Raw genomic sequence first — 17,695 nt, 5'->3', positions numbered from 1 at the left:
TTTGCAGTATGAATACATCTGAATATTTACCCTTTGATCCCATGGTGGCGTCAAAGAAGAGGCTGCCCCGGGGGACAGTGGACTGTCACTTCCACGTGTTTGAAGACCCCCAAACCTATCCCTTCACCGCGAATCGCTCTTATACGCCGAGCCTTGCGCCCTGGGCCGCATTTGAGAAAATGAACGATACGATCGGTGCTGACCGTGCGGTCTTAGTGCATCCGTCCGTCTATGGTTACGATCACCGAACGCTTTACGACACCATGCAGGCGCATCCGGGCAGGTTGCGCGCGGTGGGCGTGCTAGCAGCCGATACCCCTGAAGCAGAAATTGAACGTCTGCACAAAGCGGGGACGCGTGGTGCACGGGTCAATATCCTGTTTGCCGGTGGAAATCAATTGAGCGACGCGGAGGCGCTGGCCGAGCGGATCAAGCCCTTCGGTTGGCACATTCAGTTTTTGGTGGATGTGAGTGCGCAGCCGGGCATCCCCTCTTGGGCAGCAAAGCTGGGTGTGCCCGTTGTGTTCGACCACTTTGGGCATCCCTCAACACCGGATGTGCGCAATGCGGGGTTCCAAAATATGTGCGCATTAGTAAAAGAGGGCACGGCATGGGTCAAGCTGTCTGGCGCATACCGGGTGGTGGAGGCTACAAACAAATGGGCAGCGATTCACCCCTTCGTGGATGCACTGTTGGCAACTCGCACGGATCGCTTGGTTTGGGGAACGGATTGGCCTCATCCAAACATTCCTACGCCTATGCCCAATGACGGCGATATCGCCGACGCCGTATTCGATTGGTTGTCCACAGAAGGCTTGCGTCAACAGATACTGGTGCGCAATCCTGAGGTGCTCTATGACTTTCCAACATTTATTGCTTAAGTTTTCACTTCATCACGTTAGTGCTTTATCGTTTTTATCTATTTAGGAGACTTCCCAATGAAACGACGCAACATGCTCGCGCTCTCGGCCTTGGTTTCGGCTGTATGCGCGTTTTCTATGCCTGCAATCTCGAGTGCTCAAACTGTTTTGAAAATGGGCTGGACGACGCCTGACAGTCCTACGGACCCTTACTCTGTTGGTGCTCGCGCATTCAAAGAAGCAGTTGAAAAACTGTCTAAGGGTTCTATTCAGGTCCAGATGTACCCAAATCGCCAGCTCGGTGAAGAAAAGCAAGTCATGGAAGGCGTGCGGTTCGGCACGGTGGATGTCGCGATCATCACGAATGCGGTGATTGCTCAGATTGAGCCGGCATTTCAAATTAATGACCTACCTTTCTTGTACTCCAACGAAGCGCAGGCTCAGAAAGCACTCGATGGAAAGCTGGGTGGTGAGTTGGCCGCTATGTTGGCTAAGAAGAACATTATTGTTCTTGGTTACATGGAAGGTGGCTTCCGTCAGATGATCAATAACAAAAAGCCTGTGACCGTGCCGGCTGATGTGAAAGGCGTTAAGTATCGCGTGATGCAGAACCCACTGTTCATTGACATGTTTACGTCACTGGGTGGCGCTGCCATCCCAATGGCTTGGGGTGAGACTTTTACAGCCGTGCAGCAGGGTACGATTGATGGCCTTGAGATCCCGATTGCTGTGATCGATAGCAGCAAGATGTATGAGGTCACCAAGTTCTTGTCGTTGACGAATCACACCTATTCGGCGATCGAGCTCATTATCTCGAAGCGTACGATGGATAAGCTCACGCCAGAGCAACGTGCAGCGGTGATCGAAGCTGGAAAAGTGGCGACTGCTGCTCAGCGTAAAGCCGCTGGTAGCGACGTCAAGGACTTGTTAACCGGCCTGCAAAAGAAGGGTATGACGGTTAATAGCGTAGGTGATGTGACTGCGTTCCGTCAGTCGGTACAACCCATTTACGAAAAAGCCCGCAAGACTGTTGGTGATTCGTTGATGAATCAAGCGCTCGACGCAGTGAAGTAATCTGGACTGACTCATGCGTCGCTTTTGTGATTTGGTAGAGAAGCTCCTCAAGTATGTAGCGGTCGTTGTTGTGCTGCTCATGCTTTTGGCGCTGGCGGCGCAGGTCTTCTTGCGTTATGTGTTTGGAATTCCTCTCTCCTGGAGCGAGGAATTAGCGCTTCTCGGCTTTGGCTGGGTAGTTGTCATTGCGACAGCTATCGGCGTGCGTCGCATGACGCATGCGCGAATGGATTTGTTGCTAAACGTCTTGCCTTCCTCTTTGCGGTGGGCGCTTGAGCGTTTGATTTCGTTGATGTTATGTGCGCTTGGCGTCTTCCTGGCAGTTTACGGCTGGCAGTATATGGTGGAGACTCGGGGCGCCACCTCTGCTGCCATTGGTTTTCCAATTGAGCTCCTTTATGCGCTTGCGCCTGCTTTTGGCGTGTTGCTTGCCTTGTTTTCATTTGAGCGTTTATTGCCGCATGCGGAGTCGTTAAATGAGTAGCACAGCTTGGTTATTGTCGGCTGGCTTTGGCGTGCTGATGCTGCTGGGTGTGCCGTTTGCATTTGGTATTGGTATTGTGGTGGCCGTCTCTTTAGTGGTTTCGGGTATTGAGCCCATGCTGATGCCTCAGAGTATGGTCGCAGGTACGCAATCTTTTTCGCTGCTTGCAATCCCATTTTTTATGCTTGCCGGTGAGTTGATGACTGCGGGCGGTTTGTCGGCAAGACTCGTCAAGGTTGCAGATGTGTTTGTGCGCCATCTCACGGGTGGTCTCGGACACGTCACTGTTGTCGCCGCGACAGTGTTTGCAGCGATTTCTGGGTCCGCACCCGCAACGACCGCTGCGATTGGCGCCATTATGATTCCGGCGATGGCTGCGCGAGGCTATGACAAGGGTTTTGCTACCGCGCTTGCAGTGAGTGCGGGAATTCTGGCTCCGCTGATTCCACCTTCGATTGCGTTTGTGATTTGGGGTGTGATTGCTGAGCAATCTATTTCGCGATTGTTTAGCGCGGGTATTGTTCCTGGCTTGATCATGGCCCTTGGACTGTCTGCAGTGTGTTGGATTTATGCTCGGCGCAACAAGATTCCCGTGCAAAGTCGGGCTTCTTTTGTTGAGATTCGCCAGGCGCTACGAGATGGGATTTGGGCTCTTCTTGCACCAGCGATCGTACTCGGAGGCATATACGGCGGCGTGTTTACTCCAACCGAGGCGGCGGTTGTTAGTTGTGTTTATGCGATTCTTGTCGGCATGTTTATTGAGAAGCGTCTAAAAATTGCCGATATCGGTCCAATCGTTTGGCGTTCACTCAAAATTACCTCGATCGTGATGGCGATCATTATGTTTTCGACCGGCTTCGGAATTCTTGTGGCCCAAGAGCAACTTGCGCCGAAGCTCGCTGCGTGGCTCACTGCAAACATTCAAGAAAAATGGCTCATGCTGCTGGTCCTGAATATTGCATTTTTCTTGCTTGCTGCAGTCATGGACGAGATCGCGATCATGGTGGTGTTGGGGCCGCTGCTAATCGCGATCGCCAACAGCTTTCAGATTGATCCGATTCACTTCGGTACGATTATTGTCACGAACGTTGCGATTGGTATGGCAGCGCCACCAATTGGTTATTGTTTGTTTGTAGGCATGGCCATTAGCGGACTCAAGCTTAGCGATGTGGCGAGCAAGATCTGGCCGTTTGTTGGCATCATGCTAGTGGTGCTGATGTTGGTGACTTATGTACCAGGTTTCTCGCTGGCATTTCAGTAGATAAACTTGCCGCATTAGCTGGCGGCAAGTTTAATTATTTGAACTTGGCATCTAGCGGATCTGCGATGCCAACTTCACTAAAACCCTTAGCGCGCAGCAGGCATGAGTCGCATTGCTTGCAAGGTGCGCCGGTTGGGCCTGGGTCGTAACAGCTGGTGGTTTCTGCGAAATCAACGCCGAGCTCCATGCCTTTGCGAATGATGTCCGCTTTGGTCATTTTCACGAGTGGTGCGCGAATCTTGAGGCGCTGGTGGCCCTCTACACCTGCTTGGGTGGCGAGATTTCCAAGATGTTCAAATGCGGCAATGTATTCGGGACGGCAGTCTGGGTAGCCACTGTAATCCATCGCATTGACGCCCACGAAGATGTCTTGGGCGCCTAGCACTTCCGCCCAGCCTAACGCGAAGCTCAAAAAGATCGTGTTGCGCGCAGGTACATAGGTGATCGGTATGCCAGTGGAAATGTCTTCGACGCTATGCCCTTTGGGGACGGGTATATCTGCCGTCAGTGCCGAGCCACCAAAGCTGCGCAGGTCGATGTCTAGGATCACATGACGAGTCACGCTGCGCAGCTTTGCAAAGGAAGCTGCTTTTTCGAGTTCAATGGAATGACGCTGTCCGTAGCGAAAGCTCAGAGCGTAGACTTCAAAGCCCTCGCTCTGGGCAATTGCTAGTGATGTTGTTGAATCTAAGCCGCCGCTCAGTAAGCACACAGCCCTTTTTGACATACGAAGCTCGCCGCTTATTTTGAGGTGGGCATCACGAACTCGGCGCCTTTGCCAATCGTTTCTGGCCAGCGCTGCATGATCGATTTTTGTTTGGTGTAGAAGCGCACGCCTTCTTCGCCGTACGCATGCATGTCCCCGAACAAGCTCTTCTTCCAGCCACCAAAGCCGTGCCATGCCATAGGGACAGGAATAGGCACGTTAATGCCCACCATGCCTACTTGGATGCGACGGCCGAACTCACGTGCGACGTTGCCGTCGCGCGTGTAGCAGGACACACCATTGCCAAACTCATGCGCGTTGATGAGTTCGACCGCTTGTGCGAAGTCTTTGACACGCACGCAAGACAGCACGGGTCCAAAAATCTCTTCTTTGTAGATGCGCATCTCGGGGGTGACGTGATCAAACAGCGAACCCCCGGTAAAAAAGCCCTGCTCATGGCCAGGCACTTTGATCCCGCGACCGTCGACGACGAGCTTGGCACCTTCCTTCACGCCGATATCGATATAACCCTCGATCCGTTCGAGTGCTTGACGCGTCACAATTGGGCCCATTTCAGCGTCGAGTTCAAGACCATTCTTAATTTTTAAGGTTTTGGCACGCTCAGCTAGCAAAGGCACGATCTTGTCTGCCACATCTCCCACCAACACGGCTACCGAGATCGCCATGCAACGTTCGCCTGCCGAGCCATAGGCCGCGCCGATCAGTCCGTCCACAGCCTGTTCGATATCTGCATCGGGCATCACAACCATATGGTTTTTGGCGCCACCGAGTGCTTGCACGCGCTTGCCAAGGTCTGCTCCGCGCTGATAAATGTATTGGGCAATTGGTGTCGAGCCGACAAAACTAATGGCCTTGACGTCTGGGTGTTCGAGTAAGCCGTCTACCGCAACTTTGTCGCCTTGCACGACGTTGAACACGCCATCAGGCAAGCCAGCTTCTTTTAGAAGTTGTGCCATGAAAATCGCTGCCGAAGGGTCGCGTTCGCTGGGTTTCAAAATAAAGCAGTTGCCGGCTGCAATCGCGACAGGGAACATCCAGCAGGGGACCATGCAAGGAAAGTTAAAGGGCGTGATGCCCGCCACCACACCTAGCGGTTGACGTAAGGTCCAGTTGTCGATCCCGGTAGATACTTGATCAGTAAAGTCGCCTTTGAGTAGTTGAGGGATGCCGCAGGCGAACTCCACAATATCAATGCCGCGCATGACTTCACCCTGGGCATCTGTGAAGACTTTGCCGTGCTCCTGCGTAATGATCGAAGCCAGTTCGTCCTTGCGTGCGTTAAGCAACGCTAAAAAGTTATTCATGATCCGCGAGCGACGCAGAGGCGGTGTGTCAGCCCAGGCCGCGAAGGCGCTCTTGGCACTGGCAACGGCGGCGGCAACTGTTTCGGTCGAGGCAAGTTCCACTTTGCGCGAAGCTTCGCCCGTTGCGGGGTTAAAGACGTCCTGATTGCGCGCGCCTGCAACGGCGACAGACTTGCCTTGAATCCAGTGTGAGGCGAGAGCGGGAATGGCGGGCATCGGAGGCTGCTTGGACATGCTGAATCCTTTAGTGGAATAGGCGAACAGATCTGACATTGTAAGATGCCCGAGAAGTCTTGGCTCAGGAAAGAGCCTCAGAATTGTTCGTTGACCTCGATCTTGGTTAAACTTTGCCTTTCCTTCGGAGCGATCCCCTATCATGAGTCTGCCCCTGTCTGGCAAAGTTGCCTTAGTCACCGGAGCCGCGCGCGGCATTGGGCGCGCCTGCGCGCTCAAGCTGGCATCGGCCGGTTGTGACATCATCGCCAATTATTACAACAGCTCGGATGAAGCCGAGGCGGTCTGCGCAGAGGTTCGCGCAATGGGTCGTCGGGCAATTGCTGTGCAAGCCAGTGTGGGCGTGCCTGATAGCGTGACTGAGATGTTTGAGATCATCACTAAAGAATTCGGTCGTCTAGATATCGTCATTAGCAATGCGGCCTCAGGCGTGTTGAAACCAGCGATGGACATGACGCTCAAACATTTCCGTTGGTGCCTTGAAACCAACGCGTTTGCAGTTAACTTGCTTGCGCAGCATGCGGCCCCGCTGATGAAGGACGGGGGGCGCATCATAGCCATGTCGAGTTTGGGTGCTCAGCGAGCGATGCCACATTATGGGTTTATTGGTGCATCGAAAGCCGCGCTAGAGTCCTTGGTACGCACACTTGCCCAAGAGTTAGGGCCGCGTGGCATTCGCGTGAACACTGTCTCCGCGGGTGTTGTAGATACTGATGCCTTGAGCCATTTTCCGAATCGAGAGCAGGTCTTGTCGGAGTTTGCGGCACGCACGCCGGCCGGACCCAGCTTGTTGCCCACGAACGTTGCCGATGCGGTGTATCTGTTGTGCTTGCCTGAGGCTGCTTGGGTTAATGGCCACACCCTTGTGGTGGATGGCGGCTTTGCGATTTCGGGTTGATCACGATGGCATTTGAATCAGGACTTTCTGGCAAGGTTGCAATCGTTACAGGCGGCTCGCGTGGCATTGGTCGCGCAATTGTCGAGCTATTGGCAGGTCAGGGCGCCAATGTGACGTTCTTTTATCGGGGTAATGAAGCGGCCGCCAACGAGGTCGTCGCGGGTGTGCAGGCAGCCGGTGGTCAAGCTACCGCAATGCAGGTGGATGTGAGCGACTCAGCCGCTTGCGCGGCTGCGGTTGAGGCGGTAGCCGAGCGTTGCGAACGCATCGATATCCTCGTCAATAATGCTGGCGTCGTGCGCGATAACTTAATGGCAGCGATGGAAGACGACGAAATTTCGGATGTGCTCAACACCAACGTTGGTGGTGTTTTCAACGTGACCCGGCCCGTCATTCCGTACATGATGTCCCAGCGGGCTGGTCGTATTGTCAATTTATCGTCGGTTGCTGGCAACAAGGCGGGGAGAGGGCAGGCCAATTACGCGGCGAGTAAAGGAGCCGTGGATGCCTTGACGCGTGCGTTAGCGGTCGAGCTGGCCCCTCGCAAAATCTTGGTCAACGCCGTGGCGCCCGGGGTGATTGAAACGGAGATGTCTCAGCAAGTGCGCGATTTGGCTGAGGATGAGGTCAAGCGTAATATCTTGCTCAAGCGCTATGGCCAGGCACAAGAGGTGGCAAATGCGGTCGGATTCTTGGTGTCAGATCTCGCCAGTTATGTGACGGGACAGGTCCTCTATGTGGATGGCGGCTTTAAAATGGGCTAGTCGCCCGGTTTTTACCCTCGGTTAGGCCTTTTTCAGGGCGGGATTTCCCTGATACTTGGGTTAAAATGACGCGCGCTGACACATATTTGGAGTAAATCATGGCTGAAGCAGTCATCTCGAAAGAAGAAATCATGGCGGTTTTCCCAACCGTCCAAAAAACGATGGCCGATGCATTAGGCTGCGATGTTGATGACATCAAACTCGATGTATCCCTGATCGAGGGCCTGGATGCTGAATCGATCGATTTTCTCGATATGGTGTTTCGCCTCGAGCGCGCCTTCAAAATCAAGGTGCCACGCGGCAAGATTATTGAAGATGTTCGCGGTGATATGGCTGTCGCCGATTTTGAGCAAAACGGCATCCTGACCGAAAAAGGTTTGGCTCGTTTGCGCGAATACCTGTCTGAAATCGACGCTTCGCGTTTCAAAACTCCCATGCGTGTCGATCACATCGCGCGTTTGTACACACCGGAAACCTTCTGCAAGCTCGTGATCCGCGCTCAGCGTGCATCACAAGCCGCTGGCTGATGGTTCTCGGCAGGGCGAGTGCCGCCAAGGCCTCGCCAACCGGTCGCTTCGCCGCTTTTTCGTTCGTCGACCGTATTACCAGTATTGAAGGGGTCACTCGCGTGAGCGGCCTCTATACGATCCCAAGCACTGTTTCGCACTTCCCCGTCAGTTTGGTGGCCGAGGCCATTGGACAACTTGCTGCTTGGGTCGGTATGTCTGCAGTTGGATTCACGCATCGTCCCGTTGCGGCTTTGGCGGGCGATACGCGCATGCACCGTCTCCCCAAGCCGGGTGAAACGCTTGAGCTGATCGTTGATATTGAGTCCTGCGATGCAGAGGCTATTCAATACAAGGGACGTGCGCTTGTTGGCGGGCAGTTGGTGCTTGAGTTGCAAGATACCCTCGGATCGATGCTCGACATTCATGAGTTTGATGCCCCAGAAGCACTTGCTGCAGATTTTGAGGTGCTTAAAAACGTCGGACGAGCGCCAGGCGCTTTCGGTGGTGTGCCGCAGCCGGCCTTAACGGATATCCCCAGTGACCGCTCGGATCGGCTCGAGGCGACGCTCGCCGTGCCTGAGCATGCACCGTTTTTTGAAGATCATTTCCCCTCACGCCCCGTGTACCCCGCCACGCTGTTGCTCTATGCGCAACAGCAACTGGCGCAGCGACTTGCCCAGGCGCTGGCTGGCTGTCCGGTGCGTGTGTGTCGTATTACAAACGTGAAGGTGCGCGCATTTACCGCGCCAGGTGCTTCGCTTGTGTTGTCCGCCGAAGCGGCGACTCCGAGCGAAGGTGACTTAGAACCTATTTTGATTAAAGTTGGTGCGTCAGCAAACGGCCGCACAATAGCTGGCGCCAAAATGTTTTTTGCTCCAGATTCCGGAGAATCCGCATGACCGCAAGACGTCGCGTAGCGATAACAGGTATTGGGCTCGTTACGCCCGCAGGACTCGATGTGGCATCCACTTGGGCGCGCGTAAAGGCTGCCAAAGGTTGTGGAGGCCCCATTACACTTTTTGACGCTTCTGGATTTTCTACGCGTATCGCAGCTGAGGTGAAAGGCTTTGACAGCTTGCCACCGATCGATGACCGTAAGCTCCTTAAGTATGCGAGCCGCGCCCATCGTTTCGCATTAGCGGCGGCAGATCAAGCGATTGCAGATGCAGGGATTCGACCCACACAACAAGACGCAGCGCGCTGGGGCTGTGTAGTCGGTGCAGGCATGATGACGATTGCGCACCCGGAGATTGCCGCGATTCAAAAAGCGGCCGCCCCTGATGGCGACTTCCAGGCGAACGGTATTTTGGAAGAGCCTGTCGCGAACGATGTTATGGCCTTTAGCCGCAGCTTGTCGACCGCAGGTATTTCTTTGTTGTTACGACGTTTTGGCATACGTGGCTATGCATCGAGTGTGCACACCGCCTGTGCCTCTGGCGGGCAAGCGGTTGGTACCGCGCTGCGACTCATTCGCCGTGGCGTCGCGGATCGTGTGCTGACGGGCGGGTTTGATTCAATGATCTCGCCAGTCGGTCTGTCAGGTTTCTGTTTGTTGTCGGCAGTTTCGCCCGACAACGATAACCCTGAGCGTGCGAGCCGTCCCTTTGATCTGACCCGTAATGGATTTTTACTCGGAGAAGGGGCGGGTTTCTTGGTTCTGGAAGAGTGGAATAGTGCAGTTCAACGCGGCGCAACTATCTATGCCGAACTCGCGGGTGACGGTAATTCTCTGTCCTCGTACCGGATTACGGATTCGCATCCGTCTGGCGATGGTCCAATTCAGGCGATGCGCCGTGCGATTGCCGATGCAGGCGCCGAGCAAACGGATATCGATTACTTGAATGCGCATGGCACCTCAACACCAATGAATGATCGAAGCGAGTGTGCGGCCGTCAATGTTGTGTTTGAAGGCCGTGCAAAAGAAGTTGGCGTCAGCTCAACGAAGAGCGTGATGGGTCACTTGATTGCTGCAGCGGGTGCAGTCGAGGCAGGGATTTGTGCGCTGGCAATTCGCGATGGTTTGATGCCGCCTAACGCCAATTTGCAACAGCTCGACCCTGACTGCGATGTGAATATTGTGCGTGATGCGCCGCGCCCTGCGCGAATTGGGATGGCGCTCTCGAATTCTCTTGGATTTGGCGGCAGTAACAGCTGTCTGGCTTTCCGCAATCCCGAAGAAACCGCAGCGTTAATTGCTGCAGGACGGTAATTGAAATGAGTCGAATCGTTATCACCGGAAATAGTGCGATTTGTGCCGCCGGTTTGGATCCCGCCGCCATTGTTGACACCCTGAGCGCGGGCCGTTCGATGGTCGCACCCATTGTGGGTTGGGATACTGAAAAGTGGCCAAATAGCCAAGCAGCTGAAGTGCCTGACTACAACGGCGGAAAACTTTTAGGGGATCGCAAGTTGCTTAAGCTTGTGCGTCGCTCTGATGTTTTCGGTATTTACGCGGGCACGCAAGCGATCGAACAGGCTGGGTTACCTGCATATACGGGAACGCTTGATGAGGCGGCCGCTGCCAAGTACGCGGACCAGACGGGCTGTTATGTTGGCTCAGGTGGTGGTGCGTTCGAGGTGAACTATGATTTTTTTCCTCTGATGGCAGAAAGCGGAGATAGTCTCGCCACCTTTGGTAAAGAGTTGTCCAACACCGTTAATCCAATGTGGTTGTTGCGTTCCTTGCCGAACAATGTGCTGTGTCATGTCAGTATTCGCAATCAGTTGAAAGGCCCCAACGGCTGTATTACGAATCACACCACCAGCGGTATTCTTTCCGTCATTGAAAGTGCCTGGGCATTGCGCGAAGGCGATGCGCAGCGTGTTGTGGCAATCGCACATGACGCACCGATTGAGCCCCAGACGTTGCTTTACCTGGATCAAGTTGGTTTAGTTTCCAAAGATGTGTTGCGTCCATTCGACTCACGACATGATGGGTGTGTGTTGGGTGAGGGTGCTGCGGCGCTGTTGCTTGAAACCGAAGCGAGTGCCAAGCAGCGAGGCGCCACGATCCTAGGCGAATACCTTGGGGGCGGCGATGCCTCTGAAGGAGAGGGAATTTTCTGTATTCGCGATGATGGCGACGGCTTAAGCCGCGCGATAGAGCTTGCGTTGACGGATGCTGCGCTCAAGCCGTCTGATGTGGGAATGATAGTTGCGCATGGCAATGGTACCGAACAATCCGACGCATCTGAAACGGCAGCGTTGTTGCGCATTTTTGGTAAAGATATGCCGCCCGTGACAGCAAACAAGTGGTCGATTGGGCACCTGTTCGCTTCATCCGGTCTCGTCGATATTGCCATCGGTCTTGAGGCTGCAAGGCGAGGTGTTGTGCCGGGCGTTGCCAACTTGGAACAATTGGCTGCTTCGTGCGCTGGGCTAAACATCACCAAACAGAATCGTGAAACGCGTAGTGATGTCGTGCTGGTACTTTGCCGTGGCTTTGCGGGCACGAATGCCGCAGTATTGCTGCGTGCGATACGTTAAAGCCGGCGTCCGTAGTGTCTGAGCAACCTCTCCCGGATGGCTGCGCGGTCGACACTGTCGAAATTGAGCGTATCGTGCGCCTCATTGAGGCCATGCCTGGTGAGCTTCACAAGCTATTCTCCGCCACCGAGATCGCCGACGCAGGCGATGGTCCAGGTCGCGCGGCAAGCTTAGCAGCCAGATTTGCTGCAAAAGAGGCTTGCCTGAAGCTGTTCTCAGCTGAGACTGCGCTCAATACCATTACGGCGATGGATTTTTCTGTGTGGCGTGACGAGTACGGTGCACCGCATATCGAAGTGACCCCGGTCGCAGAAGTTGTTCTTGGTAGGTACCTTGTCGCTGAAATAAAAATATCGTTGACTCATTCAGAAACAACTGCAACGGCGGTTGCGCTGAGGGTACCCAAAGTCATTGCACCCTCTTGGGCTGGGAAATTTATTTATCGCTGGTTGCCATACCGTCGGCGTGTCATTCTCGAGAATCTAGGGCGTGTCTATGGTGGCAAAGTTGATCCCATACAAATAGAGCGTCTCGCGCAAGCACACTACGGACATCTTTGGTCGTTACTGACCGAGCTTGTGAAATTCCGCTTTCTATCGGCTGAGCAAAAGAAGAGCATGGTCCGTGTTCTTGGTGTACCAGGCATGATTAATGCCTTTGAGGCTGGGAAAGGCCTCTTGATCTTGACCGGACATTTTGGGAATTTTGAAGTCTCCACGGTCGCGGGTATTGAGCACTTCCCGCAGGTTAAGGGACGCATTCATTTTTTACGCCGCCCGATCAAGCCACGCTGGTTAAGCGACATGCTCACACGTCGCTTCAATGAGGCAGGTTTTGGTGTGGTGGGCCGTCGTGGATCTCTGGAGGAAATTGTCCAGACGATTGAAGGCGGGGATGCGGTGGTATTTCCCTTTGATCAGTATGCAAGACGTCCAGAGGGTATTCCGGTAGAGTTTTTTGGCCATACCGCGGGAACCTATAAAAGCATGGCAGTTATCGCCCTTGCAACGGGTGCGCCGGTGATCCCAGCGTGTTCGTGGCGCGAGCCGGACGGCACGCACGTCCTAGAGTTTCTGCCTGCGCTTACGGCGATTAATGAGGAGGACGTTGGTGCGGAAATTCAACGCAACACAAGAGCGTATAACCAAGCTCTGGAATTGTTAATCGTTCGGCATCCTGAGCAATGGTGGTGGGTGCATCGTCGCTGGAAGGTCCAGGCACCTCGTAAAAAGCGCTGAAAAAAAGCCTCGCATGCGAGGCTTTTTTGTTTGACGCCTAACAGCACTTCGGTGTTGCCTTATTGCTGCTTGTTTGCTTCGTGCTTGTCGTAAAGGTATCCACCCAAGGCGCCAACTGCAGCGCCGCCGATGAGGCCCCAGACAGGGTTGCCGTCAGCGAGCAGCGCAATCCCTGTACCTGCTGCGGCACCGATTGCGCCACCGGACAGAGTGCGCTGTTGTGTGGTGTTCATACCCGAGCAGCCTGTCAGCACTAAGGCTGCGCATACTGGCAAAGCGAGGAGAGTTTTCTTCATAATGAGTATTCCAAAGCGTTAAGTGACGGCCTAAGCAGTGCGTGAGCCAAGAGGCTTAGCCGCGTTTGCAAGGATACGTTTCGCCGAGGTATCGCAAAATGGTGTCTGCCGCTGACATTTGATTGAAGCGCGCGTTCGCTGCCGTCCACTTTACAAAACCGTCAATGTATTGCTGTCGAGTATTGCCTTTCGGTTCGAGACAAACAAAGTTCGGTGCGTTTTTAGGATGGCGGCTCACGATATAGGTCTCGTAGACACCCTGTCCAAAACCATGGCAGAAGTTTTGAGCTGCGATATCGCTCTTGTTATTGCAATAGGCGACATACTGCTCTGTGGTGGTCGATGCCTTGGGGGCTGGTTGAGCCATCGCTGGCGCGAAGCCAGCGATTCCCAAACAAAGACCAAGCACTTTTAGGGACTTGTTCAATATGTTCTCCGATGAATTAGGCTTTCTTGACCCAAGCATTACACCAGCCTGGACCTGCGACCAATTTGCCTGGGAAGATTGCACAGGTACCTGCATCGGCTGACTTGGCGACATACAGTTGGCAGTTTGTGCAAACTTGACCAGCCGCATATTTTGGAAACTTGGTTTTGTCGACTGCGGCTGCATCAGCCTTGTAGCCTAGGCCAGCAGCGGCCGGCTCTGCTTCGCCAAGCATGGCTTGAGCTTGAGCTTGCGCGCTCAAACCGAGGCCAGCCAAACTGGCCGACGAGTAAATAATGAACTGGCGACGTGAAGGTTTCATTGTCTTTGTCCTAGAAGAGTAGAAAACTGCACCCTGAGCGATGCAGATAAGTGGATTTTAGTCAGTCTGCATGTTTTTTGTCGAAAGCCCACACTTCCTCAAATCCCATGAGTTTAGTGAGATCGGTGAAGTCATACAGATCAGTTTTTCCGCCCACAGATGAACCCGTGCTTTTGAAGTGCTGATACACCTGAGTCATTGCCTGAACACCAGCTAGCAAGGCGGTAACGGGGAAAATGGCGAGCTTGAAGTTCAGCGCCTCGAGTTCGGCCTTGCTCAGCACTGGCGTACGGCCCTTTTCGACCATATTGGCGAGCAAGGGTTGATGAAAAGTACGTCCAATTGTTCGCATTTCTTCTTCTGATTCTGGGGACTCGACAAACAAAATGTCTGCACCGGCTTTTGCGTAAGCCTCAGCTCTTCTCAAGGCCTCGTCGAGCCCGAGTGTTGTACGGGCATCGGTGCGCGCAATGATTAGAAAGTCTTTCGATTGACGGGATTCAGCCGCAACGCGGATTTTTTTCACCATGTCTTCCATTGGAATCACACGACGCCCTGGAGTGTGACCACATTTTTTTGGAAACTCTTGGTCCTCTAGTTGAATCGCGGAGGCGCCCGCTAACTCGTAGCCTTGAACAGTATGGCGTACATTCAATAGCCCGCCATAGCCTGTGTCTCCGTCTGCCACGAGAGGCGTACGCGCCATTTTTGCCATTGAGCCGACGCGTCCCACCATGTCGCTATAAGTTGCCAAGCCTGCATCTGGTAGGCCCATATGCGAGGCGACCGCACCGAAGCCAGTCATGTATAACGCCTCAAAGCCGAAACTGTCCGCCAGACGCAGGGACACCATGTCGTAGACACCAGGTGCTGTCACCAGGCCAGGTTGTTTGAGTCGTGCGTGTAGTTGAGCGGGTTTATTGTTTGACATAATTAAGAGTCTCGTAGGTTTTGTTTTTGATAATCTTTAGGAAACTGCAATGATCTAATCGTAGCAGGAAGCCTATGGCGTGTGGGGGCTTGGGCAACGATCGTAACGACGGCAATTTGGGGCCGCTTGACCGGTTGGGCTCAGTTCCTTACATTGTGGGGATAATCTCCCCAAAATTTCAAAGACACACCATGACGCAGATCACTGAAACTATCCAGGAACTCAATCGTAAGATCGCCCGTGGCGAAACAACACGGGAGGCGCTTGTTACGCGTGCGCTCGAGGGTGCTTCGCACGCGAGTGCGAAGAGCGTATTTACCAAGCTTTATCCAGAGGCGGCTTTGGCCGCAGCGCGTTATGCCGACGCGGCTCAGGCTGCTGGGGTAGAGCAATCTGCATTAGCCGGACTACCTGTCTCGATCAAGGATCTGTATGGCGTGGCGGGCGAGACAACGATGGCCGGTTCAGTGGTGTGTAAGGGGGAGCCTCCCCAGACCCACGATGCCCCAGTTGTTGCACGTTTACGGACCTCGGGCTCGGCCATTATTGGCAAAACGAATATGACCGAGTTCGCGTTCTCCGGGATCGGAATCAACCCGCACTATGGCACACCCGTCAATCCGACAGATCCCAAGGTTGCTCGGATTCCCGGCGGTTCATCCTCCGGGGCCGGTGTTTCAGTTGCGCTCGGTTTGGCCGTGGCGGGGTTGGGGTCGGATACGGGAGGCTCTATTCGAATTCCGGCTGCGCTATGTGGTTTGGTTGGATTTAAATCCACGCAAAGTCGGGTGCCTCTTGATGGTGCGTTAGAGCTATCGCGCTCCTTAGACACGGTTTGTGCCATGACACGCAGCGTGCAAGACTGCATCACGGTCGATGCAGTCTTGTCGGGTCAGCCCTTGGTGGTGCGCCCACGCTCGGTGGGTAGCTTGCGTTTGGCAGTGCCGCAGACCTTCGTGCTGGATGGGCTTGACGCGACGGTCGCTCAAGCGTTTGATCGAAGCCTTTCTGCCCTGTCTGCGGCTGGGGCTGAAATCGTTGAAATTCCCCTGGCTGAATTTGCCGAGATATCGAAAGTGAATGCCCCTGGAGGTCTTTCCCCGATCGAGGCCTATGCCGTGCATCATGAGCGTCTGGCGCGTGCCAAAGACGCCTTTGATCCTCGCGTCGCAGCGCGGGTCTCACTGGGCTCGACAATTACAGCGCAGCAATATATCGCCTTGTTGGATAAGCGCCGCGCTTGGATCGCAAGCGTAGAGCGTGCAATCCGAGGTTTTGACGCGGTGTTGTGCCCTACCGTGCCGACCGTTGCCCCAGAGATTGCCCGCTTAGTTGCCTCTGACGAGGAGTTCTTTAAAGCAAACGGGCAGATGTTGCGCAATACCTTCACAATCAACTTGCTGGATGGCTGCTCTTATAGTCTGCCTTGTCATCGACAGGGTGAGCTGCCGGTTGGTTTGATGGTGTCTTCAATTCGCGACGACGACGCAAACTTATCGTCAGTTGCGCTAGCGATTGAGTCGATTCTGCAGAACTAAACAGATTGAAAGAGTTTGTAACCAATCGAAACAAATTTCAGTAGCCTGACCCCTTAACAGCATCAACTGATGGGCATAACGTATGCCCATTGTCACTGCTAACGGAGTTCAGCTATGCGTATCACACGGTTCTTATCGTTGGGTGCTCTGTTTATTTGTACGGGTTGCGTTGCGTACGGGCCAGGCGTGGACGCGTATGGTTACAGCTCTGGGTATGGTTATGGATATCGCTATAGGCCCGCCCCCTTGTACATTGCCCCTGCGCCTGTGTATGTGCCCCCGCCCTATGTTCGGCCCGCCCCGCGTGTGATAGTGCCTATTTTTGTGGCGCCGCCAGTCGGTCGTGTACCTTACTATCGCCCCCATCGCCATTATCCACACCGACATGGTCGACCGCACTGAGCACTGCCGCGGGCAAACCTGTACATTACGGGATAGAACGATTGCTCGGAGGTGTAATGAAAGTCCCGCAACGGCTCAGGCCGCTGGTTGAAGAAGGTCTGGTTGATGATGTGCTAAGCCAGTTGATGAGCGGCAAAGAGGCGACTGTTTTTGTGGTGCGCTGTGGCGATGAGGTACGTTGCGCCAAGGTTTATAAGGATGCTAAACAGCGCAGTTTCAAGAATGCAGTTTCGTATACAGAGGGTCGCAAAGTAAAAAATAGTCGCCAAGCGAGGGCCATGGAAAAAGGCACGCGCTATGGTAAACAGATGCAAGAAGAGCTCTGGCAAAACGCCGAAGTTGACGCCTTGTTCAAGTTGGCTGCAGCCGGTGTTCGTGTTCCCAAGCCCTACATCTGCACGGACGGCGTACTGCTGATGGAGTTGGTCACTGATGCAGAGGGTGACGTCGCGCCTCGGCTCAACGATGTGGAACTGTCGCCAGAACGCGCCAGAGAGTGCCACCAGTTTTTGCTGAACCAAGTGGTTCGTATGCTGTGCGCCGGCGTGATCCATGGTGACCTATCGGAGTACAACATTCTGATGGCAGAGGACGGCCCGGTCATTATTGACTTACCGCAAGCAATCGATGCTGCGGCAAACAATGAGGCTCAGGTTCATTTGCAGCGCGATGTGCAGAACCTTGCGACTTATTTCGGGCAATTTGCTCCTGAACTGCTGACAACACAATACGGTAAGGAGATCTGGCAACACTATGTTGCGGGGACCCTCACAACCGAGACTCCTTTGACGGGCCAGGCACGGATTGATAACACTCCTGTGGATATGGCTGGCCTGATGCAGGAAATCGAGGCAACCCGTCGCGAACAAGAGGCGCGTTTGCGTCGTATGCAAGGCATTTCCGAGCCGGGACGGGACAACTAATCCTTTTTTTTCCCATG

20 protein-coding genes are annotated in these 17,695 nt (G+C 54.1%); 14 read left to right on the top strand and 6 right to left on the bottom strand.

Features of this window, described 5'->3' with window-relative positions:
- Positions 1-8 precede the first annotated feature (8 nt).
- The 4 genes from KZZ10_RS13155 to KZZ10_RS13140 are packed head-to-tail and all read left to right on the top strand — an operon-like array spanning position 9 to position 3,679.
- Positions 9-881: an amidohydrolase family protein gene (locus tag KZZ10_RS13155; protein ID WP_259661984.1), complete on the top strand. Its 873-nt coding sequence runs from the start codon at positions 9-11 to the stop codon at positions 879-881.
- Positions 882-938: 57 nt separating this feature from the next.
- The gene (locus KZZ10_RS13150) at positions 939-1,934 is read left to right on the top strand and encodes a TRAP transporter substrate-binding protein (protein WP_259661983.1); all 996 of its coding nucleotides are present in this window, start codon (positions 939-941) and stop codon (positions 1,932-1,934) included.
- A 13-nt stretch (positions 1,935-1,947) separates the two neighbouring features.
- Positions 1,948-2,418 (top strand): TRAP transporter small permease, encoded by a 471-nt coding sequence (locus KZZ10_RS13145; protein ID WP_259661982.1) that lies wholly within the window; start codon positions 1,948-1,950, stop codon positions 2,416-2,418.
- Complete coding sequence (locus tag KZZ10_RS13140) at positions 2,411-3,679, top strand: TRAP transporter large permease (RefSeq protein ID WP_259661981.1); 1,269 nt, start codon at positions 2,411-2,413, stop codon at positions 3,677-3,679. Before KZZ10_RS13145 ends, KZZ10_RS13140 begins: the two co-directional genes overlap by 8 nt.
- Positions 3,680-3,713: 34 nt before the next feature.
- Here the strand turns inward: KZZ10_RS13140 and queC are convergent, their stop codons facing one another.
- Positions 3,714-4,406, bottom strand: a complete 693-nt coding sequence (gene queC, locus KZZ10_RS13135; protein ID WP_259661980.1) for a 7-cyano-7-deazaguanine synthase QueC — start codon at positions 4,404-4,406, stop codon at positions 3,714-3,716.
- A gap of 14 nt (positions 4,407-4,420) precedes the next feature.
- The gene (locus KZZ10_RS13130; RefSeq protein ID WP_375372567.1) at positions 4,421-5,944 is read right to left on the bottom strand and encodes a CoA-acylating methylmalonate-semialdehyde dehydrogenase; all 1,524 of its coding nucleotides are present in this window, start codon (positions 5,942-5,944) and stop codon (positions 4,421-4,423) included.
- A gap of 142 nt (positions 5,945-6,086) precedes the next feature.
- On the opposite strand from KZZ10_RS13130, the gene fabL reads away from it, so the two are divergent.
- The 7 genes from fabL (at position 6,087) to KZZ10_RS13095 (ending at position 12,839) form a co-directional block, all read left to right on the top strand.
- Positions 6,087-6,842 carry an enoyl-[acyl-carrier-protein] reductase FabL gene (gene fabL / locus KZZ10_RS13125; protein ID WP_259661979.1) on the top strand — a complete coding sequence of 252 codons (756 nt, stop codon included), beginning with the start codon at positions 6,087-6,089 and terminating at the stop codon, positions 6,840-6,842.
- A gap of 5 nt (positions 6,843-6,847) precedes the next feature.
- Entirely contained in the window at positions 6,848-7,606 is a 759-nt protein-coding gene (locus tag KZZ10_RS13120; RefSeq protein WP_259661978.1) for an SDR family oxidoreductase, read from the top strand.
- Positions 7,607-7,704: 98 nt separating this feature from the next.
- Positions 7,705-8,133 carry an acyl carrier protein gene (locus KZZ10_RS13115; protein WP_259661977.1) on the top strand — a complete coding sequence of 143 codons (429 nt, stop codon included), beginning with the start codon at positions 7,705-7,707 and terminating at the stop codon, positions 8,131-8,133.
- On the top strand, positions 8,133-9,014 hold the full coding sequence (locus tag KZZ10_RS13110; RefSeq protein ID WP_259661976.1) for an ApeI family dehydratase: 882 nt from the start codon (positions 8,133-8,135) through the stop codon (positions 9,012-9,014). Before KZZ10_RS13115 ends, KZZ10_RS13110 begins: the two co-directional genes overlap by 1 nt.
- Positions 9,011-10,324 (top strand): beta-ketoacyl-[acyl-carrier-protein] synthase family protein, encoded by a 1,314-nt coding sequence (locus KZZ10_RS13105; protein WP_259661975.1) that lies wholly within the window; start codon positions 9,011-9,013, stop codon positions 10,322-10,324. The genes KZZ10_RS13110 and KZZ10_RS13105 overlap by 4 nt, the downstream gene beginning before the upstream one ends.
- Positions 10,325-10,329: 5 nt before the next feature.
- The gene (locus tag KZZ10_RS13100) at positions 10,330-11,601 is read left to right on the top strand and encodes a beta-ketoacyl-[acyl-carrier-protein] synthase family protein (RefSeq protein ID WP_259661974.1); all 1,272 of its coding nucleotides are present in this window, start codon (positions 10,330-10,332) and stop codon (positions 11,599-11,601) included.
- Between the two features lie 14 nt (positions 11,602-11,615).
- Positions 11,616-12,839: an LpxL/LpxP family acyltransferase gene (locus KZZ10_RS13095; protein ID WP_259661973.1), complete on the top strand. Its 1,224-nt coding sequence runs from the start codon at positions 11,616-11,618 to the stop codon at positions 12,837-12,839.
- A 59-nt stretch (positions 12,840-12,898) separates the two neighbouring features.
- Here KZZ10_RS13095 and KZZ10_RS13090 read toward each other — a convergent pair whose 3' ends face one another.
- The 4 genes from KZZ10_RS13090 to KZZ10_RS13075 form a co-directional block, all read right to left on the bottom strand.
- On the bottom strand, positions 12,899-13,135 hold the full coding sequence (locus KZZ10_RS13090; protein ID WP_259661972.1) for a YMGG-like glycine zipper-containing protein: 237 nt from the start codon (positions 13,133-13,135) through the stop codon (positions 12,899-12,901).
- Between the two features lie 55 nt (positions 13,136-13,190).
- Positions 13,191-13,562 carry a Rap1a/Tai family immunity protein gene (locus tag KZZ10_RS13085; RefSeq protein WP_259661971.1) on the bottom strand — a complete coding sequence of 124 codons (372 nt, stop codon included), beginning with the start codon at positions 13,560-13,562 and terminating at the stop codon, positions 13,191-13,193.
- A gap of 16 nt (positions 13,563-13,578) precedes the next feature.
- Complete coding sequence (locus KZZ10_RS13080; protein WP_259661970.1) at positions 13,579-13,884, bottom strand: high-potential iron-sulfur protein; 306 nt, start codon at positions 13,882-13,884, stop codon at positions 13,579-13,581.
- A gap of 61 nt (positions 13,885-13,945) precedes the next feature.
- The gene (locus tag KZZ10_RS13075) at positions 13,946-14,815 is read right to left on the bottom strand and encodes an isocitrate lyase/PEP mutase family protein (protein WP_259661969.1); all 870 of its coding nucleotides are present in this window, start codon (positions 14,813-14,815) and stop codon (positions 13,946-13,948) included.
- Positions 14,816-15,006: 191 nt separating this feature from the next.
- Here KZZ10_RS13075 and KZZ10_RS13070 point away from each other — a divergent pair, with 191 nt between their 5' ends.
- From KZZ10_RS13070 to KZZ10_RS13060, 3 genes are all read left to right on the top strand, one after another.
- The gene (locus tag KZZ10_RS13070) at positions 15,007-16,353 is read left to right on the top strand and encodes an amidase (RefSeq protein WP_259661968.1); all 1,347 of its coding nucleotides are present in this window, start codon (positions 15,007-15,009) and stop codon (positions 16,351-16,353) included.
- 114 nt (positions 16,354-16,467) lie between these two features.
- Positions 16,468-16,755: a hypothetical protein gene (locus KZZ10_RS13065; RefSeq protein WP_259661967.1), complete on the top strand. Its 288-nt coding sequence runs from the start codon at positions 16,468-16,470 to the stop codon at positions 16,753-16,755.
- Between the two features lie 56 nt (positions 16,756-16,811).
- On the top strand, positions 16,812-17,678 hold the full coding sequence (locus KZZ10_RS13060) for a PA4780 family RIO1-like protein kinase (protein ID WP_259661966.1): 867 nt from the start codon (positions 16,812-16,814) through the stop codon (positions 17,676-17,678).
- Positions 17,679-17,695 lie beyond the last annotated feature (17 nt).

The organism is Zwartia hollandica (assembly GCF_019923725.1).
Lineage (GTDB): Bacteria > Pseudomonadota > Gammaproteobacteria > Burkholderiales > Burkholderiaceae_B > Zwartia > Zwartia hollandica.
Note: the sequence above shows the minus strand (reverse complement) of the source record. Positions and strands in the feature narration are given on the sequence as shown.